The organism is Kitasatospora sp. NPDC053057 (genome assembly GCF_044546945.1).
Taxonomy (GTDB): Bacteria; Actinomycetota; Actinomycetes; order Streptomycetales; family Streptomycetaceae; genus Kitasatospora.
The window spans coordinates 1-24,558 of record NZ_JBITZP010000070.1; the positions used below are offsets into that span (position 1 = coordinate 1).

At 70.2% G+C, this 24,558-nt stretch carries 23 protein-coding genes and 4 pseudogenes; 11 read left to right on the plus strand and 16 right to left on the minus strand.

Annotation, left to right across the window (positions count from 1 at the left end):
• Window positions 1–267: 267 nt before the first annotated feature.
• The 4 genes from ACIG5E_RS37465 to ACIG5E_RS37480 all read right to left on the minus strand — a co-directional run bounded on the left by ACIG5E_RS37465 (window position 268) and on the right by ACIG5E_RS37480 (window position 5,470).
• Window positions 268–1,641 carry a hypothetical protein gene (locus ACIG5E_RS37465; protein ID WP_396541460.1) on the minus strand — a complete coding sequence of 458 codons (1,374 nt, stop codon included), beginning with the start codon at window positions 1,639–1,641 and terminating at the stop codon, window positions 268–270.
• A gap of 347 nt (window positions 1,642–1,988) precedes the next feature.
• Entirely contained in the window at window positions 1,989–2,894 is a 906-nt protein-coding gene (locus ACIG5E_RS37470) for an IS5 family transposase (protein WP_396541462.1), read from the minus strand.
• A gap of 325 nt (window positions 2,895–3,219) precedes the next feature.
• Window positions 3,220–4,302, minus strand: coding sequence for a peptidoglycan-binding protein (locus ACIG5E_RS37475; RefSeq protein ID WP_396541464.1), 1,083 nt, complete (start codon window positions 4,300–4,302; stop codon window positions 3,220–3,222).
• A gap of 52 nt (window positions 4,303–4,354) precedes the next feature.
• Window positions 4,355–5,470 (minus strand): winged helix-turn-helix domain-containing protein, encoded by a 1,116-nt coding sequence (locus ACIG5E_RS37480; RefSeq protein WP_396541466.1) that lies wholly within the window; start codon window positions 5,468–5,470, stop codon window positions 4,355–4,357.
• A 181-nt stretch (window positions 5,471–5,651) separates the two neighbouring features.
• Here ACIG5E_RS37480 and ACIG5E_RS37485 point away from each other — a divergent pair, with 181 nt between their 5' ends.
• Window positions 5,652–6,044: a peptidoglycan-binding protein gene (locus tag ACIG5E_RS37485; RefSeq protein ID WP_030558375.1), complete on the plus strand. Its 393-nt coding sequence runs from the start codon at window positions 5,652–5,654 to the stop codon at window positions 6,042–6,044.
• Between the two features lie 440 nt (window positions 6,045–6,484).
• Here the strand turns inward: ACIG5E_RS37485 and ACIG5E_RS37490 are convergent, their stop codons facing one another.
• Window positions 6,485–6,721, minus strand: a complete 237-nt coding sequence (locus ACIG5E_RS37490) for a hypothetical protein (RefSeq protein ID WP_396541468.1) — start codon at window positions 6,719–6,721, stop codon at window positions 6,485–6,487.
• 494 nt (window positions 6,722–7,215) lie between these two features.
• Here ACIG5E_RS37490 and ACIG5E_RS37495 point away from each other — a divergent pair, with 494 nt between their 5' ends.
• A complete protein-coding gene (locus ACIG5E_RS37495) occupies window positions 7,216–7,389 on the plus strand; it encodes a hypothetical protein (protein ID WP_396541470.1) in 174 nt (57 codons plus the stop codon).
• A 27-nt stretch (window positions 7,390–7,416) separates the two neighbouring features.
• On the opposite strand, the pseudogene ACIG5E_RS37500 reads toward ACIG5E_RS37495, so the two are convergent.
• Together ACIG5E_RS37500 and ACIG5E_RS37505 are read right to left on the minus strand one after the other, a co-directional pair.
• Window positions 7,417–8,724, minus strand: a pseudogene (locus ACIG5E_RS37500) (ISL3 family transposase); the annotation flags it as partial.
• A 115-nt stretch (window positions 8,725–8,839) separates the two neighbouring features.
• Window positions 8,840–9,064, minus strand: a pseudogene (locus ACIG5E_RS37505) (hypothetical protein); the annotation flags it as partial.
• A gap of 42 nt (window positions 9,065–9,106) precedes the next feature.
• Here ACIG5E_RS37505 and ACIG5E_RS37510 point away from each other — a divergent pair.
• Together ACIG5E_RS37510 and ACIG5E_RS37515 are read left to right on the plus strand one after the other, a co-directional pair.
• Window positions 9,107–10,789: an IPT/TIG domain-containing protein gene (locus ACIG5E_RS37510; RefSeq protein ID WP_396541472.1), complete on the plus strand. Its 1,683-nt coding sequence runs from the start codon at window positions 9,107–9,109 to the stop codon at window positions 10,787–10,789.
• A 227-nt stretch (window positions 10,790–11,016) separates the two neighbouring features.
• Window positions 11,017–11,439: a hypothetical protein gene (locus ACIG5E_RS37515; RefSeq protein ID WP_396541474.1), complete on the plus strand. Its 423-nt coding sequence runs from the start codon at window positions 11,017–11,019 to the stop codon at window positions 11,437–11,439.
• Between the two features lie 324 nt (window positions 11,440–11,763).
• Here ACIG5E_RS37515 and ACIG5E_RS37520 read toward each other — a convergent pair whose 3' ends face one another.
• The 4 genes from ACIG5E_RS37520 to ACIG5E_RS37535 form a co-directional block, all read right to left on the minus strand.
• Complete coding sequence (locus ACIG5E_RS37520; RefSeq protein WP_396541476.1) at window positions 11,764–12,645, minus strand: hypothetical protein; 882 nt, start codon at window positions 12,643–12,645, stop codon at window positions 11,764–11,766.
• Window positions 12,645–13,073 (minus strand): hypothetical protein, encoded by a 429-nt coding sequence (locus ACIG5E_RS37525; RefSeq protein WP_396541478.1) that lies wholly within the window; start codon window positions 13,071–13,073, stop codon window positions 12,645–12,647. The genes ACIG5E_RS37520 and ACIG5E_RS37525 overlap by 1 nt, the downstream gene beginning before the upstream one ends.
• A gap of 125 nt (window positions 13,074–13,198) precedes the next feature.
• Window positions 13,199–14,884, minus strand: coding sequence for an IPT/TIG domain-containing protein (locus tag ACIG5E_RS37530; RefSeq protein ID WP_396541480.1), 1,686 nt, complete (start codon window positions 14,882–14,884; stop codon window positions 13,199–13,201).
• 555 nt (window positions 14,885–15,439) lie between these two features.
• Entirely contained in the window at window positions 15,440–16,834 is a 1,395-nt protein-coding gene (locus tag ACIG5E_RS37535; protein WP_396541482.1) for a MerR family transcriptional regulator, read from the minus strand.
• Between the two features lie 92 nt (window positions 16,835–16,926).
• Between ACIG5E_RS37535 and ACIG5E_RS37540 the strand changes: the two genes are divergently transcribed.
• The gene (locus ACIG5E_RS37540; protein WP_396541484.1) at window positions 16,927–17,406 is read left to right on the plus strand and encodes a GNAT family N-acetyltransferase; all 480 of its coding nucleotides are present in this window, start codon (window positions 16,927–16,929) and stop codon (window positions 17,404–17,406) included.
• 45 nt (window positions 17,407–17,451) lie between these two features.
• On the opposite strand, the pseudogene ACIG5E_RS37545 reads toward ACIG5E_RS37540, so the two are convergent.
• Window positions 17,452–17,553, minus strand: a pseudogene (locus ACIG5E_RS37545) (AAA family ATPase); the annotation flags it as partial.
• Window positions 17,554–17,996: 443 nt separating this feature from the next.
• A complete protein-coding gene (locus ACIG5E_RS37550; RefSeq protein WP_396541486.1) occupies window positions 17,997–19,352 on the minus strand; it encodes a tetratricopeptide repeat protein in 1,356 nt (451 codons plus the stop codon).
• A 206-nt stretch (window positions 19,353–19,558) separates the two neighbouring features.
• On the opposite strand from ACIG5E_RS37550, the gene ACIG5E_RS37555 reads away from it, so the two are divergent.
• A complete protein-coding gene (locus tag ACIG5E_RS37555) occupies window positions 19,559–20,032 on the plus strand; it encodes a hypothetical protein (protein ID WP_396541488.1) in 474 nt (157 codons plus the stop codon).
• A gap of 474 nt (window positions 20,033–20,506) precedes the next feature.
• The gene (locus ACIG5E_RS37560) at window positions 20,507–21,157 is read left to right on the plus strand and encodes a DUF1963 domain-containing protein (RefSeq protein WP_396541490.1); all 651 of its coding nucleotides are present in this window, start codon (window positions 20,507–20,509) and stop codon (window positions 21,155–21,157) included.
• A 512-nt stretch (window positions 21,158–21,669) separates the two neighbouring features.
• On the opposite strand, the gene ACIG5E_RS37565 is transcribed toward ACIG5E_RS37560, so the two are convergent.
• Window positions 21,670–21,870, minus strand: coding sequence for a hypothetical protein (locus tag ACIG5E_RS37565; protein ID WP_396541492.1), 201 nt, complete (start codon window positions 21,868–21,870; stop codon window positions 21,670–21,672).
• 337 nt (window positions 21,871–22,207) lie between these two features.
• Between ACIG5E_RS37565 and ACIG5E_RS37570 the strand changes: the two genes are divergently transcribed.
• From ACIG5E_RS37570 to ACIG5E_RS37580, 3 genes are read left to right on the plus strand one after another with little or no spacing between them, the layout of a single operon-like run.
• Entirely contained in the window at window positions 22,208–22,525 is a 318-nt protein-coding gene (locus tag ACIG5E_RS37570; protein WP_396541494.1) for a transposase, read from the plus strand.
• On the plus strand, window positions 22,522–22,983 hold the full coding sequence (locus ACIG5E_RS37575) for an IS3 family transposase (RefSeq protein ID WP_396541496.1): 462 nt from the start codon (window positions 22,522–22,524) through the stop codon (window positions 22,981–22,983). The genes ACIG5E_RS37570 and ACIG5E_RS37575 overlap by 4 nt, the downstream gene beginning before the upstream one ends.
• Window positions 22,923–23,435, plus strand: coding sequence for an IS3 family transposase (locus ACIG5E_RS37580; protein ID WP_396541499.1), 513 nt, complete (start codon window positions 22,923–22,925; stop codon window positions 23,433–23,435). Before ACIG5E_RS37575 ends, ACIG5E_RS37580 begins: the two co-directional genes overlap by 61 nt.
• 15 nt (window positions 23,436–23,450) lie before the next feature.
• Here the strand turns inward: ACIG5E_RS37580 and ACIG5E_RS37585 are convergent, their stop codons facing one another.
• Window positions 23,451–23,717 carry a hypothetical protein gene (locus tag ACIG5E_RS37585; protein WP_396541501.1) on the minus strand — a complete coding sequence of 89 codons (267 nt, stop codon included), beginning with the start codon at window positions 23,715–23,717 and terminating at the stop codon, window positions 23,451–23,453.
• Between the two features lie 201 nt (window positions 23,718–23,918).
• Entirely contained in the window at window positions 23,919–24,197 is a 279-nt protein-coding gene (locus ACIG5E_RS37590) for a hypothetical protein (protein WP_396541503.1), read from the minus strand.
• Between the two features lie 170 nt (window positions 24,198–24,367).
• On the opposite strand from ACIG5E_RS37590, the pseudogene ACIG5E_RS37595 reads away from it, so the two are divergent.
• Window positions 24,368–24,558, plus strand: a pseudogene (locus tag ACIG5E_RS37595) (IS6 family transposase); the annotation flags it as partial.

The following is a 24,558-nucleotide window of genomic DNA, read 5'->3' on the forward strand; positions in this document are numbered from 1 at the left end:
TCGCCCTGGTCATGCTCACCCTGGCGGGCCCTCGCCCCACCCTCCCTGGACGCCAACCCGCGACAGCCTGACCCACACATCAAGCAGGAGAGCCCTAAAACACACACCTAAAACACCAAGGCAGCCCACCACAGGTCACACCCAGACGGGCAGCTCGGAGGGGCCCGGCGTCGCCGTCGGGCCGGGGCGGGCCGGGGCGGGGCGGCGCGGGCCGGGGCGGGGCGGGCCGGGGCGGGGCGGGCCAGGGCGGGCCGGGGCGGGCCCCGTTCAGCGCCGGAAGAACCCCCGCCGCTTCGTCTTCGCGGGCGGCGTCGGCGGCGGGTCGAGGAGGGCCACGACGGCCTGGAGGAAGGGGCGCGCCTCGGCGGTCATGCCCGTCCGGTGCAGCCGGTGACGGCCCGGCTGCTCCCACTCGCCCAGCACCGCGCCGCGCTCGCCCGTGATCGGGTCCACCGCGAACTCCAGGGCGAAGGCCCGTTGCGGCGAGCCGTCGCCCGGCCAGGCCAGCACGACCGCGAAGGCCTCCGTCGCCGCCCGCGGCACCGGGAGCGCGACGAGGAGCAGCCGGTGCGGCCCGGCCTGGACGAAACCGCCCTGGAGTCCGTCCGGTGCCAGCCGCTGGTCCGCGGGCAGGGTGTCGCCGAACTCGCCCCAGAGCCGCAGCAGTTCGCCGCCGATGCGCTCCCCCGGCACCGTGTCCAGGTGGGTGAGCGAGGGCAGCAGGCGGTGCGCGAAGCGGTAGTGGTGCGGGCGCGGTCCGGACGGCGCCTCCCCCGGGTCTGCCAGCCGGGTGACCGCGGCGATCACCTCGTCGGCGTTGACGAGGTCCAGCAGCCCGCCCTCCCCCACCGCGGTGAGCGGCGTCAGCTCGCCGTCCCGCCACCAGTAGGTGTGGGCGGACAGCGGCGCGCCGGAGGCCGCGTACTCGTGGGCCGCCGTTTCGATCAGCGTCTGCAGCACCTCCGGTACCCGGACGTCGAACGGCGCGAACAGCAGGCGGAACGGCGTGGGGAAGGCCACCACGGCGCCGTCCGGCGGCAGTTCCCGCCCCGCCACCTCGCGGTAGAGGGTGTCCAGGGCGAGCACCCGGCTCCCGGTCAGCGCCGACTCTCCGGTGACGACGTGCAGGCCGCCGCCCCCGCCGGTCGGTCGGAGCTCGTGCTCCTCGACGGGCAGCCGCGCCAGCCGTGCCCGAGCGGCCCGGCGCAGCCAGGCCGCGTCCGCGAGCTCGGCGACGGCCTCGGAGGTCAGCACCTGCCAGCCGACCGGTGATTCCAGCGCGAGGAACTCCATTATCCCGGGGGCGACTTCGAGCGCGTGCGGGTACTGCGCGGAGTCGGCCAGGCTCGCGGCGTCCAGGAGTAACGGGTAGAGCCGAGCGGCCGTCTCCTCCGGCGTACCCGCCCGGCCCGCGCCCGGTCCCTGGACGGCGGCGACCAGTTCGAGGACGTGGGAGCGAACCAGTTCCCCGAGCGGCACCTCCGGCCGGGCCGCCATCAGTTCGGGCAGCCCGCCGAGGCCGTGGTCGCGCCCCTGGTCGTCCCGCGCGACATCCCCGTGGAGGGTGACCTGCGTCCCCGCCTGCGCGAACGCCGTCCGTACCAACGCTGCCAGCTCCGGTTCCAGCTCGTGGCGTCCCATCGTCCCCTCCTGACTCAACAGTTCGCCCCCGTCCGTGCGGGGACGCCACCGACCCCTGCCCGGTTGCACTGCCTGGGACACTCCTCGTACGGAACACTCCCGGTACGGAACACTCCGGGCCCTCGCCGTAGCTGCCACCCGCGCACCAAGACCCTGGCCGCCCGCTTCGCTCGAACAGAGCGAGGATCTGGCGGTAGGCCGACGGGAGAAGATCAGAGGTCCGGTCGTTGTCGCCGGCGATCTCCAGCAGCGTCTCGCGGGTGATCTGCAGGCGGTCGACGACCCGCTCGGCCGCGGCCAGTTGGCCTGTGAGGTGGGCGATCTGTTCGCGGAGCCGGTCGGCCTCGTCACGGGCCGCGGTTTGCCGGGCCTCGATCTTCTCCAGTAGCTCGCGCATGCACGCCCCCGCTCGTTCCCGCTGCTGGCGGATCCCGCCAGGTCAGTGTGGTTGTGCCGGTCAGCCGGCGCGTCATGAGGTCGGTCATCGACCAGTAGATCATCGAGGCCGAACTGGCCGGGAGGGTCTCGTAGTCGCGGACCAGCCGCCGGTGGAGCATCGGAGTGCCCAGGGTCTGCTCGACCACCCACCGCTTGGGCACCGGCGCGAATCCCCTGACCTGCGGATCCCGCTGGACGACCTCGACGTCGATGCCCAGCTGAGCGCCATGCTCGATGACGGTGTTCTTGAAGCCCGCGTCCGCCCAGGCCTTGGTCACGGTGGGGGCAGTGGCGGCGACCTTGTCGAGCAGGGCGGTGCCGACGGCGTTGTCGTGGACGTTCGCGGCGACCACGAGCACCGCGATCAGCAGGCCGAGCACGTCGGTGGCGATGCCGCGCTTGCGGCCCGGGCTCTTCTTCCCGGGGTCCAGGCCAGTCGTGTCCTTGGGCGCGTTGACCGAGGCGCGCACGGTCTGGGTGTCGATCACGACCGCGCTGGGGTCCTCGTGCCGGCCCCGGCTCTCGCGGACCCGCCAGAGTAGCAGGTCGTGGATGGTCTGGTCGGTGCAGTCGTCGCGCCACTTGCCGAAGTAGTAGTAGACCGCGCTGGGCGGCGGGAGGTCGTGCGGCAGGTAGCGCCACTGGCAGCCGGTGCGGGCCTGGTACAGGATCGCGTCCACGATCTCCCGCATGTCGTAGCGGCCCTGGTGCCCGCTGACCGACGGGTGCTGCCCCTTCCACGCCGTAATGACCGGCCGGATCAGCTCCCACGCCTCATCCGACAGGTCGCTCGGGTAGGCCCTGCGCTCACCCATACCTACAGCAGACCGCATCCCCGCCGAACGTCAACCCACTTTTCAGTGAAGGAACTTCAACACAATCGGACGAACCGCCCACCCCCCTCGCAGAACCCCCTCTCAGGTCTCATGATGTCCCCCTCAGTACCGCTGACGCGCAATTTGAAGAACGCACGCAGGGCGCGGGGCGCCCTGGGAAACCGAACCACCGCACCATGACGCCGACGGTGGCAGCGTGCTGGAGCGGAAAGCTGCCCTGGGCGGATGGTGTCGGGGGGGGGGGGGGGGGGGGGGGGGGCGCCCCGCCCCCCCCCCCCCCCCCCCCCCCCCCACACCCGGGCGGTCAGGCCGAGACGTGGTACCAGTAGCCGCCGGTGCGAAGGGTGACGTAGTGGACGTTGGTGTTCGTTTCCTTCGCCTCGTACATCATGTCGGCGCCGGTGGCGGGGTCGGTGCCGGCGTAGAGGACGACGTGCACGGTGTTGTGGGCGTCCGCGCCGAAGTACTCGACGTCGCCGGGGCGGCGCTGGGACTCGGTGATCGGGGTGAGGTGGCGGTCCAGGGTCTGCTGGTTGGTGTCGCCCCCATTGGCGAGGTCGATTCCGGCGCCGAACCAGAAGGCCGCGCGCACCAGGCCCGAACAGTCCAGGCCTGTGGTGGTGTTGGCCGCGCAGGGCTGGGGCCCGGTGTATTCGTCGCAGGTGCCCAGGGAAGGGCCGGGGCCCTCGCCGCGCAGGGAGTGGCCGCCGCCCCACACGTACTTGACGCCGAGGTAGGACTTCGCAGCGTTCAGGACCTTGGCGGGGTCGACGGCGCCGCTGGGCAGCGGGGTGGGGGTGTTGGTGTAGAGGGCGTTCTTGACGGCCGTGCCGGCGATGCCGTCGATGGTCAGGGCGTGGGAGGCCTGGAAGTTGCGCACGGCGGTGTCGGTGGCGGGACCGAACTGCCCGTCCACGGTGAGGCGGCCCGCGTTGAAGGTGTTGAGCATCGTCTGCAGGGTGCTGACGCACGCGCCGCTGGCGCCGGTCTGCAGGTCGCCGCACTGGGTGCGCAGGTCCACGGTGGCGGAGGCGGCGGCCGCCGCCGCGTCGAGCGCCGACTTGGTGGCCGGGCCGACGATGCCGTCCGCGGTCAGCGAGTGGGCGGCCTGGAAAGTTCGCACCGCCGTGCCGGTGGCCGACCCGAACTGCCCGTCCACGGTGAGCTGGGCGCCGGTCAGATTGAGCTCCAGCTGGAGCTGGGTGACGCAGCCGTCGGCCTCACCCTGCTGCAGGTCGGCCGGGCAGGCCGCGGAGGTGAGCGGTATCGGGACCGGCGCCGTCGCGGCGGGTGCGGCCGCGGCGGTGTACGCGCCGACGCCCGTCAGCACGGCCGCCAGGGCCAGACCCAGCGACAACCGGCGCCGGGTGGACAGGAGGGTACTCACAGAAGGCTCTCCAGATTCATGATGTTGTCGGGGTAGTGCGCGAAGATCTCCGTCAGTTCGTCTCCGCCTGCAGCATCCGCGTTGCGCTCTGCGCGGCATGTTCCACTCCGCCTCGCAGGAGGACTTCGCCCAGCAGTGTGATGTGGTGCAGCACTGTGCCGCCTTGTCGCCGTTTGGTGGTGAGGCCGGCGTCGGCCAGGATGCTGGCGTGCTGGCTGGCAGTGGCCGGGGCGATGCCGAGCGCGGCGGCCAGGTCACTGGTGCTGAGCGGGCCGCCCGCGGCCAGGGTGTCGAGCGCGACGGCCCGGGTCCGGCCCAGCAATGCGGTCAGCGCCGGTGGCGGGCCGACCCGGTCATCCGTGAGCAGTAGCCGGTCGGCCGGCAGGGGGTAGATGAGCACCGGCGGCTCTTCCGGACGTTCGAAGCCGGCGATCACCAGGCGTCCGGACGCGAAGACGGCCGGCTGAAGCACCAGGCCGCGACCCGCCAGGGGAAGCTCGGTCACGCAGGGCGACGACATCGGCAGGCTCAGGACAGGTGGCTTCCACCGGGCTGCCGGGTGCAGTGTGGCCAGTACCGCGTTCAGGCCCCCGGTGGCCAGCTGCCTCGTCCGGTACTGGTGCTCCGCGGCCACCACAGCGTCGATCTGCTCCCAGTACGGTGTGATTGCCGCCGACTGGTACTCCGCCGTGAGGTCGCCGAGCAGCACACGCGACCTGTGGTCACCGGACGCCAGGTCCCTGGCGAACGGTGTCAGCCGGCGCAGGCGGCCCAGCCCTCGCAGATAGCCGCGACCGTCCCGGTCCATCCCGTCCGCCGTGGCCTCGGCCGTGTCCCGGCCCTCTGGACGCGCGATCAGGAATTCCGGAAGGTCGGTCGCCGCAAACAGGTCGAACAGCATTGCCGAACGCGGCTTCCAGCGCCGCCCGAGTTGCTCGTGCCACTTCCCGAGCCTGCCCTCCGGCCGGCGGGTCGCCAGCAGGTGGAGACTCAACGACAGTTCCGCGGACATGTCGGCGGCCGGCGCGACCCGGGTGAGCGCCAGATCCCGGTCGGTGAAATGGATCCTCAGCACCTGCTGATCCTGGACCCCGCCAGACAGCCGCGGCAAGGGATTCGTCGAGAGACGAATCCCTTGCCGCAAGGAGGCGAAGTGACGCATCGTCATCGGCAGCGAGAGACCCCAACGGCCCTGCAACGGCTCCGGAAGACCCGCTGTAGAGCCGGGAACTGACAGCACCTGTGGCCTCGCCCCGCTCCTAATGGGAGCGGGGCCACACGACTACGACGGGAGCGACCCGACAACGCTCCCGTGACCAGAGTGACGTGAGCGATTGAGGAGACTCGACATGCAGAAGAAGTGGGCCCTTCGTGCGGCTACCCTCACCATCGGCGCCACCGCAGCCCTCGGCCTCGCCGTCGGCACGGCCAACGCCGCCTCCACGATCCAGTGGGGCTCCACCGGTCAGCCGGTAAGGTGCGTCCAGCAGGCCATGAACTACCTCGACAGCGCCGGCCTCTCGGTCGACGGCCAGTTCGGCCAGAACACCTACAACGCGGTGGTCGCCTACCAGGGCTCGAAGGGCATCCAGCAGGACGGCCAGGTCGGCCCGCAGACCGGTGGCGACATCAAGGCCGACATCTACAACGTCTACCTGGCCGCCCACCACTCCGGCGACTACTCCACGCAGAGCACCATGAGCGCCTGGATGAGCAACTGCAACAGCCAGCTCCCCGGCTGATCACCGCTCCCCGAGACCGAGTAGCCGGTCGGGGGGGGGGGGGGGGGGGGGGGGCCCCCCCCCCCCCCCCCCCCCCCCCCCCCCCCCCGCGCGGGGGGGGGGGGGGCCCCCCCCCCCCCCCCCCCCCCCCCCCCCCCACCCCCGCGGCCCATCAGGCGAAGCGTTGGGCGTAGCTGCACTCGACGCAGAACTCGTTGCCCTCGGCGTCGAACACAGGTCACACCGCCGTTGCCCGACCGAATACCCGCTCTCCGCCAGGCCGATCGCCGACAGGCCGCCGAGATGATCATGTCCACGGCCATTGAGCAGGTCGTCCGCGACGCGGAACAGCAACTCGCGGACGGGACCTGGAACCTCGCCGCCAATGACTCGGCCCTGGCCGGGGCAACCGCCACCGCCCTGGCCGGGCCATCGGGCCCGTCGACAGCCACCAGACGCTGTCAACGATCGAGCGGCTCGCCGCACTGCGCGAGGCCATCGCTGCTCTCGCCATCACCATCGCCCGCACCCACGGCCACCTCGCCTGGTTCCTCGCCCAGTGCGCCAGCCGCCTCGACCCGATCCTCCACTGGCGCGCCCTTGACGCCCCCCAAGGCTCCTTCGGCGCCGTCCTCCCCACCAGCGACGAACTCACCGACGCGGAAACAGCCGTCCGCCTCCTCGCCGCCATGCTCCACCGCACCAGCCAGACCACCTGACCCACCCGCGGGACAACCCACAAACCGGGCCCGCGAGACCAGACAGCGCCCCCGAGCCCCACCCCACCAACGCGGCCGGCACCAGCCGGACGCCAAGAAGAAAAGCCCAGCGCAGCGACCGGACCCACCGACCAACGCCCCAACCCACCCACCACAGCCACCACCAGGCAGGGGCCCAGGACGGTAAGTCGAGGTGGTGAGTTCGGCCCGTCACCCCCGACGAGCAGCACAAATACGCAGCAAGCGGGACAGGGGGCGGGGGCCGAACCGAACCACAGGCCGAATCCCCAGCCTGCCCCTGGAGCGAACTACGAGCCGAACCCCCAACCGCACAGCCGGGCGGCGTCACGCCCGACGGTGGCGCCCGGTGGGCCGGACCGGGCTACCGGCCGTGGGCGAATCGACCACGGCGGGCACGTCGACCAGGGCGGCGACATCGCTGATGAGCGTGCCGCAGGCCGGAGATCCGGACGGTGGGCTGGGACAGCGGCTGGACGGCCCTGACCCGACGTCTGCTACGCCGCGGCCAGTTCGCCTCCCGCGACGAACTGGCCGCGGCCGTCGACACCTTCGTCCTGGCCTGCGACGAACACGACGCCGGGCCCTACCGCTGGGCCTACGGCGGCAGCCCGCTCGAAACCGCATGAACCCCCGAAGGTCAGCGCGGCGCTGCACTAGTGCTGGAAGAGTACTTCCGGATCGTTCGGCGAGGGGCCGTCCAGCAGGGGACTGTGGATCCCCTTCAGCGTCTGGTCGAAGAACGCTGTCACGTACTCGCGGGTGATCGCCACCCCGCGTTCCGGGGCGAGGGTCGCCGTCGGGAACCCGGCCTGCTCCTGAAGCAGGTCCCCGTCGGAGAAGCTGAAGTGGTCGGCGTCGACGGCTGGGCGGTCGAGTTCGAGGCCGTTCGCGAAGGAGTGCAGGTGGGGCAGGTCGGCGGCGCGGACCGTGGTGATCCAGTCGGCGAGCTTGGCGTCGTTGCCCTCGGCGGGGGTCAGCAGCTGAGCGAACTCGCGGGTGACGCGGGCGAGTTCGGTCAGCTCGGGGCAGGATTCGGTGAGTTCCCGCAGTAGTGCGGTGTCCTTGTCGCGAAGGTTCTCGGGGCGGGTGAGGAGGAGGCGGGCGAAGCGCTGCGGGGTGGTGACCGGCTTGTCGCCCTCGGCGCGGCCCTGGGTGATGTAGCGGTAGAGCAGGTTGAGGCTCCCGGTGTAGCCCAGCTCCTTGATCTCCCGGAAGAGCTGGAGGACGGGCACGGCCGGGTCTTCCGCGCGGCGGGTGCGCAGGTGGTCGCGGTAGGGGTCGACGAGCGTGGGCTTGTAGCGGGGTGCGCGGCGGTCGCCGGTGGGCTCCTTCATGCAGGCGTACCGCTTGACGGTGTTCAGGGCGACGTCGAGGCGGCGGGCGCATTCGAGCAGGCCGACGCCCTTGTCGAGCAGATGGTGGACCTGCTTCCAGCGTTCGCGGGTGGTCTGCTCGCGCACGCCCCCGGGCCGGGCGGGGTTCACAGCAGTGGCCCAGCAGGCGGCGTGGGAGCGGACTTCGGCCAGGACCTTGCCGCACAGGTTTCTCCACAGGTGCCACCTGTCGCTGACCTGCACCGCTTCGGGGAGGGCCTGGCGGATCGCCTCGCCGTAGGAGCCGGAGCCGTCCCGGCAGGCGTATTCGGCCCCGGGGTGCTCGCGCAGCCACGCGATCAGGGTCTGGGCGGTGCGGTCGGGCAGGACGTCGATCCGCTCGCCGGTCTCGGCGTCGATGATCACGGTGGCGTAGCGGTGCCGGCGCTTGAGGGCGAAGTCGTCGATGCCGAGCACACGCGGGACGCGTGGCGGCGGTGTCGCCCTGCGCATGAGCATGCACAGGGCGGTCGAGCGGGAGATCGCGCAGGCCAGCACGCGGGAGAGGCGGGCGCCCGCCCGGCCCGCTAACTCCTTGACCACGGAGCCGAGTTGGCCGGCCAGACGGTTTGGTGCGACGCTGGTAGCGCTCCACGACGCCGGGAACCTGCTCGCGGAACGTCTGCCGCGAGCAGTCGAGCACCGGACACACCAGCCGCCGCAGCCTCACTGAGACGACGACCCGCCGCCCGTCCATGGGCACGTCCGCGACCCGGCGCCCGTGGAAGCCGTGCACCCGCCCTGTCGGGGTCCCGCACTTGGGGCACGGCACCGGATCGTCCCGGGTCCGCGCCGTCACCCGGATCAGGCCGCCCTCGTCCGCCACACCCTCGATGACCAGCGCCGACAACCCCGAAAACACCACGCTCACAAGCTCGTTGACATCTCGCACATCATGCCAACAATGCCCGTCACCTTTCGTTACCACCGATTACGGGACAGAGCCGAAGACCGTACAGACCCTCTCTCAGTGGTCGGACGGCCGGCGGTGGCGCTCGGTGAGGCCAAGGGAACCTCGTTCGGTCGAATGAATGTGATGGTGTGTCAGTTTGTCGCCCGAGAGAACGGGTCGAATACGATCCAATTCATGACGACTGAACAGCCATCGTTGTCGGTGGTTCATCAGGTATGCATGACCCTGTCCGCGCTGGCGGCCACCTCAGCGACACCCCGGCCGTCCGGGGAGACCCGGACGGAGCAGACGGCACGCGCCGTCATGGGCATCAACCAGCAGTTGAGGATCACCACACTGGCGACCAAGGGCGTCTGGGAGGTCGCCTGGCTGGCGCTGAGCCCAGACAACGCCAACATGGCGTACATCGCCCGGACCATCGACAAATCCAACCAGTTCGCGGTGGTCAGCCGCGGGACGATCGGCAGTCTTCCCGACATCCTGGAGGACCTCGACGTCGGCACGGTCGTCCCGTTCACCCCGGCCGGTTCGCAGGCGATCGCGGTGTCGAAGGGGGCCATGGCGGCGTTCACGCAGGTCGCCACAATGCACTCGCCGTCATTGTCGGAGGTCGGCGAGGTGCTGGGCGAGTCAGTGCCGGAGAGTGCCTTCGGCAGCCCGGGCACGACGCTGGTGCAGGCACTCAAGGCCCTCGTCGAAGCGGCGCCGAGCCCGCCGACGGTCTTCGTCACCGGCCACAGCCTGGGCGGCTGCATCGCGACCATGCTTGCGCCGTACCTGTGGGCGCAGGCGCAGGCGCAGAGCTGGAAGAAGATCCCGCAGTTCGGGCTCGTTACCTTCGCGGCTCCCACTGCCGGCCTGCAGAGCTTCGCCACCTTCGTCAACAGCGTGCCGTGGGTCATCAACGATCACGTGGTCAACTTCTACGACATGGTGCCGCTCGCCTGGAACAGCCTCGACAGTGCCAAGAAGTGGTACCCGGACCCGGGGCCGAAGGCGAACCCCGTGGTGACGGGGCTGATCGAGAAGATCAACGAGCTCAAGAAGAACTACGAGTACGTCCAGCCGGGCACGACCGTGTCCCTGAATACGACGTACCAGTTCTACGACGGGGACCTGGTCAGGAGCACGGTCGCCGACTTCCTGGGCCAGGTCGCGTACCAGCACAGCGACCCCCTCTACCTGAAGCTGGTCGGGGCGCCCATCCCGCCCGCCGCGCCGGTGGTCTACGGCATGACGCCCACCTTCGGCAACAGCGGATCCTCGGTGGTCATCACCGGCGCCGGTTTCAGCCCGGTCAAGCTCGGCAACCACATCGACTTCGGCCCCATCGCCTGCGACCCGGGCACCGTCACGGTCAACCCGGCCGGCACCCAGATCACCGCCAAGGTGCCGGACGGGGTCGGCCTCGTCGACGTCCAGGTGACCCACCGGCTGGGCACCTCCGCTGCCTGCCCACTCGCGCAGTTCGCCTACGGTGGGCCGGCGCCCGTGGTGGTCAGCAAGGTGGACCCGAACGTCGGGTCGGCCCTGACCACGGTCACCATCAGCGGTTCGGGCTTCACCAAGGACGCCGTCGTCAAGTTCAATGGCGCCGTCTCCGAGCACGTCGGCTTCGTCTCCGACACCAAGCTCACTGCCAAGGTGCCCCGGGGGGTCGACACGGTGAACGTCACCGTGACGGTCGGCGTGGCCACCTCGCCCACCAGTCCCGCGAGCGAATTCACCCACAAGCTCTGAACCGGGCCGGGCCCGCCGGTCGGGCCCGGCCTCGCCAAGGGTCGCGGGTGTGCCGCTGAACTGCCCAGGCCGCCTTCTCCACGGCGCCTCGGCGCCACGTACGAGCAGCGGCTGCGCGACGCCCGTCGGCTGCACGGGGCGCTGCGCCGGCTGGGCTGATCGCCGCCTGGTTCGACGGTCCGGTCCGCCGCCGCGACCCGGACCGCGCCGACCGGCTGCTCGCCGCAATGACCCTGTCCCGCGCCGCAGCCTCACGGGGAGAGCCGCTCACTCCGACCCTTCTCGCCGGCTGGCAGAAGCTGGTCCTCGGTGTGAACGAGGTGCATCTGCGTCAGGGCGACGCCTTCGCCAAGGGCGGCCGGGAACGATACGGGCTCACGCCCCGCACCTGGCAGGACTTCGCCGCCTGCCTGCGCCAGAGCGCCGACCCCTCGGTCCCCCTGCCCGCCCGCGCGCCAAGGGCGTACCTCGACATCGCCTTCTTCCCCACCCCTACCCGGACGGCAACGCCCGCCTGGCACTGCTGGTCCTCGCCCACGTCCTGGAGACGGAAGGAGTACGCCTGGACGAAGTGGGGCCGCTACAGACCACCCGCTACGCGGACGACCCGGGCGGCGCCCTCGACCTGGCGGCTCTGGTCACCGTACTGATCCACGCCAGTGACCCGTCGGGCGACCGCGCGGTGAGAAAGCGGACAGGCGAGCACGTTCAGCAGTGCGCGGCTGGGCACCCACACCGGCGACACCACCATGAGGTGACTGAAGCAGGTCACCTATAGGGCTCTCACCACACCCGCAACACCCGGAAAACATCCCAAGGGAACAGCAACTCCCTCACCAAACCCGCGAAACCACCAGCCCAGAACCCCACCGACTCCTCCGCCGGCAACACCGACCACCAGACAGAACCGACCCACACGGCCCTACCCCAGCCCACAACCTTCTCGACCAACCAGCGAAACCCCAGCCCCACCGTCACCCAAACCCGCATCTACACCGCCACCCCATAGCGGGCCTGTACGCACTCGGGGCACTCCAGCCGGTCCGGCCGGGCCTTCTCCCGCAGCTCCAGCTTCGAGCCCTCCTCCCCCCCCCCCCCCCGATCGAGCCCCGGCACGTCCAGCACGGGCGCAGCGCGGCGTTGGCCGTGCGGGCGGCCTCCAGCTGTTCTTCGGCCTCCCGTTCCAGGCGCTCCTCGCGGTCCTGGTGGCAGGGCCGGCAGCGGCCACCCGGGCGGCGGGTCCACTCGACCTGTCCCTGGCGGCCGTACTCCCAGGTGCTCTCCTCCTCGGGAACGTCGCCGCAGTCGATGCAGACCAGGGAGTCCATGAGCTCCTGGTGGGCCTTGTGCTCCTCGTCCTCGCGGGCGGCCTGGCGCAGGTCGTAGGCGGTGCGGTTGTTCGGGTTCTCCAGCGCCTCGACGAGGGAGTGCCGGCCCGAGCGGCCGAAGCGCCACCACACCGGCCCGAGCGGCCCGTGCTCGGCCAGCAGCTCCAGGGTGGTCGCGACGATGGGCACGGCGTCGTCGTACTCGCGCCAGCCGTCGTCGTTGTAGTCGCGGACCTCCCTGCACCACCGGCCGCGCCAGCAGTCGGCGGACAGGTCCGCGACGGCCTGCTGCCGGCCTGCCAGCGCGAGGGGTCCGGCGTCGGTGACGACCAGCGCGACCGGCGGGTACCCGGCGCGGGTGTGGCCGGGCCAGGTGCGGCGCCACCAATGCACCGTGTGGTCGGCCGGCTCCTGGCCGGAGCGGGCCGGGTCGTTGTCGCGGACCCTGACGCGGAACAACTCACGGTACCGGGGGAACTTCGCGGCGACGTCGGCCGGAGTCACGGTCGAGCGGTCAACCTCCACCATCAGCACCGGCACCCCGATCTCCGGGGCTGCCACACGCCGTCCGGACGCACCTTCCGTCGGCCGCCCGGCAGCACGAACTCGGTCTCGGTCGACCAGGACCGCACCGCGCCCACCCCACCCGCGGCCCCGGACGCGCTGCCGCCGCGCACGAACGCGAGCACGGTCTCGTTGACCGCCATCGCATGCTGAGTACCCGAGCGGCCGGCGCCCCGGGCCGTGCCGCCCATCTCCGAGCGGACCATCCCGAGCGCCGAACCGGCCGCATCCAGCCCGGCCGCGCCCTCCAGCCGCCACGTCTTGTGCCGGTCCCGGGTGTTGCCGTCGGAGGCGACCAGGCCGTGCAGCGCGAGGTCGCCGAGCGCCTGCCGGAGCGCCTTGTTCGACGCCGCCCCCGGGGGCGCAGCAGGCCGTCTTCCGGATGGGCACACCGCTTATGACGGTGTCGCGGAGCTGCTGTCCTGGCCCGCCCGTCTCGACCTCGCAGCGGGCCACGGTGCCCGGCCCTCGCGTTGGGAGCGGTGGCGAGGCGGCTCGGGAGCCTACGGACGTGAGGTCAGATGTTGGGATCGGGGGTGTAGGTGAACGTTCCGGCAGAGGTGCCGCCGGGGCCCGTGATGATGACGTCGACGGTACCGTCGGCTCCGCTGGGCGGGGCGGTGGCGGTCAGGGTGGTGTCGGAGACGACCTCGAACGGTGCCCGGATGCCGTTGAAGGTGACCTGGTCGGTGGATGCGAGGCCGGTGCCGGTGATGGTCACCTGGGTGCCGCCGGCGGTCGGTCCGGCGTTGGGGCTGACGCCGGTGACGGTGGACGGGTCAACGTAGGTGTAGGACAGCCCGTCGGTGGTCCCGCCGGGGGTGGTCACGGTGACGGCGGCACCGCCCGACGCCGGGGCACCGGCGGCCCTGACGGTGATCTGGGTGTCGGAGACGGTTTGGATGACGGCTCGGGTGGGGCCGAAGTACACGTCGATGGCTCCGGCGAGGTTGCGGCCGGTGATGACGATCTCCTGGTCGCTGCCTGCGACGGGGCCCGCGACGGGGCTGATGTCGGTGAGGGCGGGGACCGGTGTGTAGTAGAAGGATCCGAGGGTGCCGGTGCCGCCCGGGGTGGTGACCGTCACGGGGACGGCACCGGCTCCGGCGGGGGTGAGGACGGTCATCGACGTCGTTGTGTTGGCGGTGATAACTGCCTGGGCGGTACCGAAGTGCACGGCGGTGGCGTTGGCCAGGTTGTGGCCGGTGAGAGTCACGGTGGTCTGCCCTCCCGTGGACCCGTGGCCGGGGATCACGGTCGTCGCCATATCGCTGACGTTATTTGCAGGCGCGTTGGTGACGTAGGCGCGCGTACCGTCGGGGAAGACCGCGATAGCGGTGGGGCCGCCTCCCACGCCGATGTTCTCGACGACGGTGTTGGTGGCGGTGTCGATCACACTCACCGTGCCCGGGCCGGAGTTCGCCACGTACGCGTGGGAGCCGTCCGGGCTCACTGCCACGAAGCGCGGCTGGGCGCTGACACCGACGACGGCAGTGACCGTGCTCGTTGCGGTGTCGATCACGCTCACCGTGGAGTTGCCGACGTTGGTGACGTAGAGGTGAGCCCCGTCGGGGGTAAGCCCCAGCAGGATGGGAACGGGACCGACGATGATCGTGGCGGTGACGGTGTTGGTGGCGGTGTCGATCACGCTGACGGTATTCGAGGCGAGACACGCGACGTAGGCGCGTGTCCCGTCCTGGGTAATGACCAGGCCGGTCGAGCCGTCCCCGACGGTGATGGTGGCGGTGACGGTGTTGGTGGCGGTGTCGATCACGCTCACCGTGTTCGTGGTCTGCCGTGTCACGTAGGCGCGGGCGCCGTCCGGGGTGAGCGCTACGACCGTCGCTCCCGCCCCTACGGCGATGTCCGTGACGATGGCGTTGGAGACGGTGTCGATCACGCTGACGAGACCGTCGTCGTAGACGGTCACATACGCCCGGGTGCCGTCCGGACTGATCGCCACGAAAGTGGGACCGGCCCCCGTGCCGATGGTGTCGGTGACCGTGTCGGTGGCGGTGTCGATCACGCTCACCGTGTTCGAGCCCCGGTTGGCCACATACCCACGGGCTGCATCGGGGGTGAGGGCGACTCCCTCCGGTGTGTCACCCACGGGAACGGCGGTCCCTGCCGCGAACGCGGCATTCAACCCGGAGCGACGCACCTGGGCAGGCAGCAGCGGCGAACGCGATGGAAGGGTGAACATGACACTCCCTGAGGTAGGTGGGGGCGATCTTGTCCCGCACACGGAAATGTCTGCTCCACCGCATGGGCCGGCAGCAGGCAGGCAACCGGCCCAAGACCGGACCGGCGAAATATACACTGTGCCAAGTGCCCTCCCCATGAAGGCTTTTAACGTCCGCTCGATATGTCCGATTTTCCGATGATCGCCTTTCCGGGGCCCAATTCGAGTGCTCGCTGGACCGCGATGGCCGTCTCGGCGGCCAGGGTTGTCACCGCGTAGACGCACGGCCGGGCCAGGCCGCCGGGCGGGGCCCTGTAGTTGGACACCGAGATGTCAGCGGGCTGGCCACGGAAGGCACCGCCCATCAGCCCATGGCGCGCCCGCGCCTTGCGCAGCGGGCGATGCAGCCGAGCGCTATCCGAGCTGTCCAACACGGTGACACCTCGTGTCCAAATCCACTGACATCCCGATGTCCAACGGCAGGCGTCCGGCTTTCGCCGGGCGCTCACCATCAACACGGCCCCGCAGGGCGCAGACCCCTGCCGGCCGGACCGTCACCCACCACCGCCCCTCCACCTACCAGCAAGCCGGGGAAAGGGATGGACACAGGGGTTGTCGGCGTTTCTGGGCGGCCTGGGCAAGGGGTCTGACCTGCGTTGATGCACCGTCAAGGTGGGCGGTGACCGGAAGCGGTATCGGAAGCGGTACCGGAAGCGTGCCAACGGCTCTATCCGGGCCCGGGACAAGGGGGCGCAGGGCGATTCTCACCGGCCCTCCGGGCCGCCGTCCGGGCGGTGGGCGACGCTGCCCCGACGGTACCCGGCGCTGGCCTTCGGCACGCCCGTCTTCACGCGGTCGACTGGCTGGTTCGGTGGTCGTCGGCGCGGACGCGGTGCGCAGCCGGGCGGTCTGGGGTGTTGGTGCCGGCGGCCGGGATGAGGGAAGGCACTGCGGGATGACGGTGGCGTCGTCGGTGGGTTCGTCGATCGGCCAGGCGATCTCCATGCGGTTGTTCGGGTCGCCCGGGATCCCGGTCCACTGGCGGTAGATCATCCGGACCGGGCCGGCGAAAGCGAAGCCGTGCTCGGTGATCCAGGCGGCGACGGCGTCGTACGCGCCGAGGATCTGTGGGAATCCGGCGGCCGCTCCCTCCACCTCCGTGCAGGCGAGGGTGGCCTCGGGAAGCTCGCGCACGGTCATGCCCTCGGGCAGGTCCGTGGGTTGCGCGCCCTTCTCCCAGAACGGCAGGCAGGCCTCCACGAGTGTCTCGTTCTCGTCGTCGCACACTCCGTGGAAGCGGACGAAAGCGGGCCCGGCGAAGGTGAGCGGGCCGAGGCCGGCGACCTCGTACATCTCGCGGTAGGCGCCACGGAGGAACGCGTCAAGCCCGGAGTTGTCCACGGTCGCTCCGCGGACGAGGATCCGTTCGGCGACACCCTGGCGAACGGTGACGCTTTGGGTCATCTCTGCTCCTTCGGTCAGTCGACTCAACAGGCTGTGGACCACGGAGCGCTGCACCTCCAGCCGCCGCTCGGCCGCCCGCAGATGCGCCCGCAGGGCGGCGACCAGCTCCTCCTCGCCGTCGCTGAGCAGACGGCGTACCTCCTCGACGGGGATGTCCAGCTGCCGCAGCGCCCTGATCGACTGCGCCGTACGCACCTGGTCACGCTGGAAGTACCGGTAGCCGCTCACCGGATCGACGAACGTCGGCACCAGCACGCCGCAGGCGTCGTAGTGCCGAAGCGCGGTGACCGAGAGGCCGCTGGCCTGCGAGAACTGCCCGATCGGCAGCAGGTTTCTCCTGTCCACGGCTCTGACTGTGCCGTCTCGCGCTACCCGAGAGTCAAGCCCGTGCTCGGATGGCGGCTTTGCCGCCATCGCCAAGGTGCACTCGGGCACCCTGGCTCTGCTCACTTGTAGCGGCAGCGTTTGTTGGTGAGTTTGGGCAGCGATGGTGATCAACTGGCTCACGTTCTGGTCATGAGAAATGACGGCGTTGGCGGCAGCCGCGCATCGTCTAATTGCCTAGCGGGGCGTGTGGTCTGCCAGGCACCATGTGCAGCATGATCCGGATCAGAGATGCGTCCAAGGACGACGGTCCGCGGCTCGTGGAGCTCCACGGCCTCGTTCATGGTCTGCATGCCCAGCAGCGACCCGACGTCTTCGTCGCTGAGCCGGAGCAGGTGCGGCTCGAAGAGTTCTTCCACGACGCCTTCGCCGACGCCTCTGCGTACGTCCTCGTCGCGGAACATTCGTCCGCAAGTTCACTCGCCGGGTATGCCATGGCCCGAGTGGTGGAGCGTGAAGGAAGTCCGCAGGTCAAAAGGCATTCCGTCGTGATGCTGCAGCAACTGGCCGTGAATCCCGACGCCTCACGTGGCGGGGTCGGGACCGCACTTTTGGAGGCAGTGCGCGAGATCGGCCGTGAAGCCGGCTGCCAACGACTGATCACAAACGTGTGGTGCTTCAACACACCAGCCCGGTCTTTCTATGAGGCATCCGGGCTGGTGCCGATGACGCAGCAGCTTGAGCAGAAGCTGTGAGAGTCCCCGGTCCGCTGGGCTCAGGCAGAGACCGGCCTGTAGTCGTCAGCCTGTGATGGCGGCCGACGCTTCGGTCCGCGCTCGGGTGCTGGCGAGGCGGTAGGAATCGGTGCCGGTCTCGATGATGGTGCCGTTGAAGGTGAGGCGGCTCGTCGATCGTCCGCGGCCTGGACCCGATCCGGCGCCGTCCGTCGTGTCGGTCCCACTGCTCGACCAGCTCGTTCAGTTCCGCCAGCGAGTCGACTGAGGTGCCCGTCGTGTGGTGGATCGACTACGACGCAGAGCTGACACGGATGAACCTGAACGACGGACTGCAAGGCTTCATCCGCGGGCTCGCGTGACCCGCCGACCTACACCACACGTCCCAGGCTGCTCGACATCCCCTTCGGCGAGCAGCCAGCCTGCCCGCAGCCGGCTCAAGCACATCGACGACCAGCCAGCCGCGGCGGTGTAGCGAAGGCCTGCGCGGTTCGGGGGCCGAGGGCTACCGCGGGCGGAGTTCGCCCGTTCGTGTCCATGATGAGGCCGGCGGGTCGGGGGTGCCGGATCAGGGGGAAGGCGGCCGTCGGAGACCAGGACCCCGCACACCGTTAGAACGGGGGCTCGTCGTGCCAGGGGCCGGGCGACGGCTCGGGCGGCCGAGGGCTGCGCTGCTGGAGGACGGCCACGGCGTCGTCGATGCGGCCGAGGTCGATGAGATAGCCGGCCAGGTCGTGGCGGTGGGCCGGGACATGCCGGTCGAGGACGGCAACGGCCTCCTCGGTGCGTCCGGCGTCGGCCAGGAGCCTGGCGACGTGCTCGGCCGCGTACCAGGTGTCGCCCTCGGGATGGGCCCGGGCCTGCTCGACCGCCTCGTCGACTCCTGCGCCGGCGGCGATCAGCGGCAGCCGCATCCAGAACAGGTCCCACTCCTCCTCTCCGCCACGGCGGGCCTTGAGGTCGTCGAGGTGGGCCAGGCCTACCTCGGGACGGCCCTGGTCCAGGCACAGGTCGGCCAGGGTATGGAGGATCCAGTCCTCGCCGGGGCGGGCGTCCGCCTGGACGCGCATCACGTCGATCGCCTCGTCGCCCCGGCCGTGTCGGCCCAGGAGCTGAGCGAGCCCGTACGCCGCGTTCGGGTCGTCGGCCACGGGATCGAGTGCCTGCCGGTACACCGCTATCGCGCCCTCGACATCGCCGCGCTCCTCCAGCAGCTCGGCCAACCGCTGCGTGGCGTGGCCCAGGGGGTCGGTCACCGCGTACGCGTACAGCTCCTCGATCCGGTCGTGCCGGGCGAGCAGGCCGGCCAGCTGGTCGCGGTCGTTGACCGAGGTGATCTGCCGGGTGCGGAGCAGGGCGATCGCGTCGTCGACACTGCCCTGGCGCTCGCGGATCGTCGCGAGCAGACCGGCCGCCGTGTCCGGGTCGAGCCGGCCGCGGCAACACCACGGGCCGTCGCAGCGGTGTTCGGCCGGAATCCGGCCGGCAAGCAGCACGGCGGCTTCCTCGTCGCGCCCGGCGTCCTGGGAGATGTCGACCAGGACCCGGGCGAGGGACCAGTCGTCGACGTGCGGCAGCAACAGAGTGAACGCCTCCTGCGCGCGGCCGTGCCGGGCGAGAAGACGGGCGTAGGACTCCAAGGCCATCGGATGCCCGAGCTCCATCCGGACCCGGGTGATGTCGATCGCCTCCTCGACGCGGCCCCAGTCCTCCAGCAGTGTGGCGGTGGCCTCCACAGCCGTCCACCAGCTGGTGGCAAGGTAGGGACCGAGCACGTCCAGCGCCTCGGCCTGCCGGCCCCGCTCACCCAGCAGCCGCGCCCACTCCCGCGCGCAAAACCACTCCCCACCCCCTGCCAAGTCCCCCACCACGGCGGCATGACCGCGGTCGAGCAGCCGGGAGACCAGCTCCGGCGGGACACACCCGGACCGCGTCCGGGCCCGGTAGTCAAGATCAGCAGCGTCCACGGGCAGCACCGTAGCTCAAGGAGCTGAAGAAGACTCAGTCCAAGCTCGAAAAGACCGAGCTCGACCTGGCTGGGGCCCGCGCCGGAATCACGCAGATGATGCGGGACAGGGCAGTACGACCCACGTAGCCGTGCTGGAGCCACGAGCCCGCAGGATGGGCGGTATCGCTACCGCTCATCCGCTCCTGCCTGAGATCTCGGCTTCCCATGCTCATATTGAACATGTTCAGTTTTCCTGCGACGATATCGACCGCAGGAGAGAACAAGGGGGAGCAGGTACCGATGGGGATGGTTCTGAGAGTCGAGAGCGCCCTAGCGTGGTTCCTTCGCGCGGCAGCCGGATATCTGGTCGCCCTCGCGTGTGGCTGGGGAGCGGTGGTTGGCGGGTTCGCTCTCTTCAGGGAGATAGACGGCGAATTCGCCGTTCTAGGACTGGTTCTGCTGATCTATGTCGGCGTCCCGTCGCTGGTCCTTCTCCTGCTGTCCGCCCCAATGCGGGAGGGTGAGTATCACAGGACCGTGCTTGCCTTCGTGCTGTGTGGACCAGCGATGTTCTCCGGACTGCTCTTAGGCGGCTGGTGGCTGATCGGTCTGATCCTGTTCCAAGTCGGCTTCGTCGGCTTTCTTTTGCCATCCCCACGCCTTCGGCTCGTCAGTCGGCGCGGTCGCCTCCACCGCTGACCAGGAGCAGGCCATCGCGGCGGCATGTTGCTCGCAAGGCCAGCGCCCCTGCCAACCCCGCAGGTCGTCTACGGTGACCCGGCCGTGGGTATCGACGTTCCGGCGTTCCTCTAGCCTCACGTGGCAGAACAGATTTCTCCCCGCTGACCTGCAAGATCAGGTTGACAGCCGTAGATAACCAACGACCTGGACGACCCCCAGCTCATCGCCGTCTCCGCCGCGGCCAACCGCTCCAAGGGCGCGAAGAGCCCGGACCAGTGGGCACCGCCGAACGTGGACTACTGGTGCACCTACTCCCGTGCCTGGACGCACGTCAAAAGCCTCTACGGGCTGAGCATCACCGGGCCGGAGAAGGCCAAGCTGGGCGAGATGCTGAACACCTGCGACTGACGACGAACCGGCGGCGGCCGCGCGGTGGCGGGGCCGCCGCGTTGCTGTGCGTCCCGGCCCGCCCGCGTGCCCTAGAGTCCGGGCGTGGCGACTCTGATGATCGATAACGGCCCGACCAGGGCAGATGCCCTGATGACCCGCACCGGCGGCGTACCGCTGGCCCCACCGGACACCGAGTGGCCCACCTGCTCCACGTGTGGCGGCCCCATGCAGTTCCTCGCGCAGGTGCTCCTGGACGACGTCCGGAACGGCGTCGACAGCGCAGGCCGGGATCGCGGGGTCCTCGCGCTATTCGCCTGCCAGAACGACCCCGGCATGTGCGAGGACTGGGACCCGACCGCCGGCGGGAACCGCGCCCTCCTCCTCCCCTCCCACGGCCTGCAGCCACTTCCCCTCCCCCAGCTCGACGACGAGTCGGTGCTCGTGCTGGGCGCCGTCAGAGCGGTAACCACCGAACACGAAGGCGAAGCGGACTACGACCAGGCCCGCGAAACATGGGCGGCCAGGACCGGCCGCCCGGACACGGAGGTCCTCGGCCAGCTCGGCGGAACACCAGCATGGATCCAGGGCGACGAGACACCCACCTGCCCCCAGTGCGCCCGCCCCATGCCGCTGGCCGTCCAGCTCGAAGAAGGCCCCGACCACTCCACCGCCATGAACTTCGGCGCAGGCGGCTGCGCCTACGCCTTCACGTGCGAGCCCTGCGCCCAGGCGACCCTCCTCTGGCAGTGCTGAACCGCCAGCCGCAGGCTCGCGGAGTCCGGAGCGGCCGGCCTGACGTGCCCCGGGCAGGATGCTCGGCGCGGTGCTCGCGAACGCCGGCTCCACGCTGACCGTCGCCGCGCCGACCTGGAAGCCGCCCGCCAAGGGTTGAACGAGGAGCCGACAGCCGGCCCGGGGGCGGCTTGGCGGCCCTCTGGCACCGTCGCAGCCCCGCTCCCGCCGGCGTGGGAGGCGTCGGAACGGTGAGAACGCCGTCACGTCGCCTCTGAACTGCGCAAACAGGCGGACAGCGGGGCGGAGGCTGGTGGCCGAACCGAACCCGGAACCGGCCCCGGCGCCAAACCACGAACCGAACCCCCGGCCGAACAGCGGCGGCTGTCACGCCCGGCTATGGCGAACGACCGGGCCAGGCCGCCAGGCGGGGCTGGCGGCAGGCGCGGGGGCAGCACGAGGAACGGCGCTCTCCCCGCGGTGCCGGCCCGGTATCCCGACGTTCGACGCGCCCGCCGGGGAGCCACATTCCGTCAGCTTTCCGGCTCCCACACCACGCAAGCGATCACATAGAGGGGAAAGCTGTAGACCGTGGAAGGGTTCGCCTCCGAGCGGACATGCACCCAAGCGTCCTCCATGCGTACCAGGAGATGGTGCATCTCCCCGGAGAAATTCATGCCCGCGACCGTTATCCGCTCCCGGAACACGACTGTCGCAATGATGAAGTCACCCATACAACCAGCGTGCTCCTGGGTAGGGCGGCCGTCCTGCCATAGACGGCGGAGAGGGCCAGCGCATTCATGGCTCCGGGGTCGGCGTGGCATTCTCGCTAGGCCTCTTCCTCGGCTATCGCGAGGAAGAGGTGCCGATGAAGCGTCCCGGTTGCCCACAGGCTCTGACCTGCGCAAACGCTGCTCATCAGGGAATCGGGCCGCAACGCCCGATGCAACGCACGGTGCAACCTCCCAGCCCACTGTCCAGACAACGGTCCAGCCCCCCATGGAGGCAACCCGTCCGTAGTGACATTCCCCTCGTAGCGTGGAGTCGTGACCAGAGGGGAAGTTGAGGGTCATGGCGGGGAAGAGGCGCTCGTACGACGCGGAGTTCCGCGCGGGGGCGGTACGGATCGTGACGGAGACTGGGAAGTCGGCCGCGGAGGTCGCGCGGGACCTGGGCGTGCACGAGAGCACGCTGCAGAACTGGGTCCACCGCGCGCGGGCCCGGGCGGACGCGGATGCGGCCGGGGGCTTGAGCGAGTCCGAGCGCGACGAGCTTCGCCGGCTACGTGAGGAGAACATCCGGCAGCGCAAGGAGATCGCCGAGCTCGGGATGGAGCGCGATGTCCTCAAGCGATCGGTGGTCCTGTGGGTGAAGGAGGCGATGAAGTGACGGTTGCGGGCTTCATCGCCGACCAGAGGACCGAGCACGGCGTCCCGCACACTATCGCCTGCCGGGCCCTTGGAGTGTCCGAGTCTTGGTTCTACAAGTGGCGTCGCCGTCCGGCCGAGCCGACCGGGCGCGAGGTGCGGCGGGCTGAACTGGCCGAGCGGATACGGCACTTCTTCGCCGCGTCCGGCAACACGTACGGTTCGCCGAGGATCACGCTCGATCTGTGGGCGGAGGGCTGGCAGGTGTCCGAGAACACCGTTGCCAAGATCATGGCCGAGCTCGGGCTCCAGGGCCGCAAGCCCCCGCGGCGGCGCCGGTCGCTGACCAGGCAGGGTAAGCGGAAGGCGGCCCATGACCTGGTGCACCGTCGCTTCGATGCCGTCGCCCCGAACGTGCTGTGGGTCGGCGATATGACCGAGTCGACACCGGCGAGGGCAAGCTCTACCTGGCCACCGTGATCGACCTGTTCTCCCGACGCCTGCTCGGCTACGCGATGGGCGTCCACCATGACGCCACCCTGGTCAGCGCCTCGCTCAAGATGGCCGCGGCCACCAGGGGCGGAAATGTGGACGGCGTGATCTTCCACTCGGACCGCGGCAGCGAATACAGCAGCGAGGCCTACAACAGCCTGTGCGACCGGCTTGGCGTCGTCCAGTCCATGGGGCGCGTCGGGTCGGCACTCGACAACGCGGCCGCCGAGAGCTTCCACTCCACGATCAAGGTCGATTACATCCACCGCCACCGCTTCGCCACCCGAACCGAGGCTCGGTTGAAGATCGCGACCTGGATCACGGACTTCTACAACACCCGCCGTCGGCACAGCGCGGCCGGCGGCCTGCCGCCCGTGGAGTTCGAACGGATCATCAGCAAGGCACGAGCCGAGGCCCGTCAGGAGGCCAAGGCCGCATAACGGAGGACTCCACGGTTACAGGGGATTGACAGTAGAGCATTCGCGGTCGCCGACGGGCGCGACGGCCGCCGTTGCACTCGCAGGATCTGCTGCGCGCTCTTCCACGATGACATGCAGATTGAGTACGTCGCGCTGAGCCGGGCGGAGCGCCAGCAGCTTCACAGCCTGGCGCGAGGAGCGAAGGTGCATGTAGGCGATCTGCTGGGCACGATCGTCCGGAAGTGCATGGTCGATCAGGTGGCCGGCCGCAAGGCCGCGGACTTCGGCGTCCTGACCGTCCAACCGACGGAGGAGACATAGTCCCTGAGTGCATCATGGGAGCGTGACAAGTTCGCGAAAGGGCACTGGTTGCGCTGACCTCCTTCGGGCGCTTGAGCGCGGCGGTGGCCTCCTTCTTCTGCCGCTGTGCTTCTCGTGGCAGGGCCAGCAGCGGCCGCCAGGGCGGTGCGTCCAGTGAAACCTCGGGGTGGAATGCCTGTTCGGCTACCAGCCGGAGTCGACCAGCACGCAGCTGTCCGGGGTGATGTGGTGGGTGCGGCCTGAATAGCCGACCATCCGGCAGTGGCTGGTCACCCTGAGGCGGGGCGCGGTCGCGGCTTCCTCCAGGCGGATGCCGAAGCCGCCGTACATGCCGGGCACGCCAAACCACAGCTCGGCGTCGGGCAGTTCGGTCAGGACGCAGACCTGCGGGAGGACCAGCGCCGTCTTGACGGCGTAGTACTCGGTGCGGACCCGGATCAGCGCGTGCAGGGGCGCTGTCACGTTGATGAGCGTGTGCCCGGCTGAGGATGTGTCGGGGTGCGGTGGGGCGCCTGGGTCAGGCCGCGGTGGGCAGGCCGATGGTCTCGGTGACGCGGTCCCAGATGGCACTGTCACGTTGGCTGGCGGGTGCGGGATGATCTCGTGGTCGGTCATGTCGGGAGGGGTCGGTCGTGTCGTCCGCGCCGCCGTCGTACAGGGGCCACCGGTACCCGGTGGAGGTCATCTCGCACTGCGTGTGGCTGTACTTCCGCTTTCCGCTCAGCTTCCGCGAGGTCGAGGAGCTGATGCTGGAGCGCGGTGTGGTCGTCTCGTACGAGACCGTGCGCCGGTGGTGCCTGAAGTTCGGGCAGTCCTACGCCGA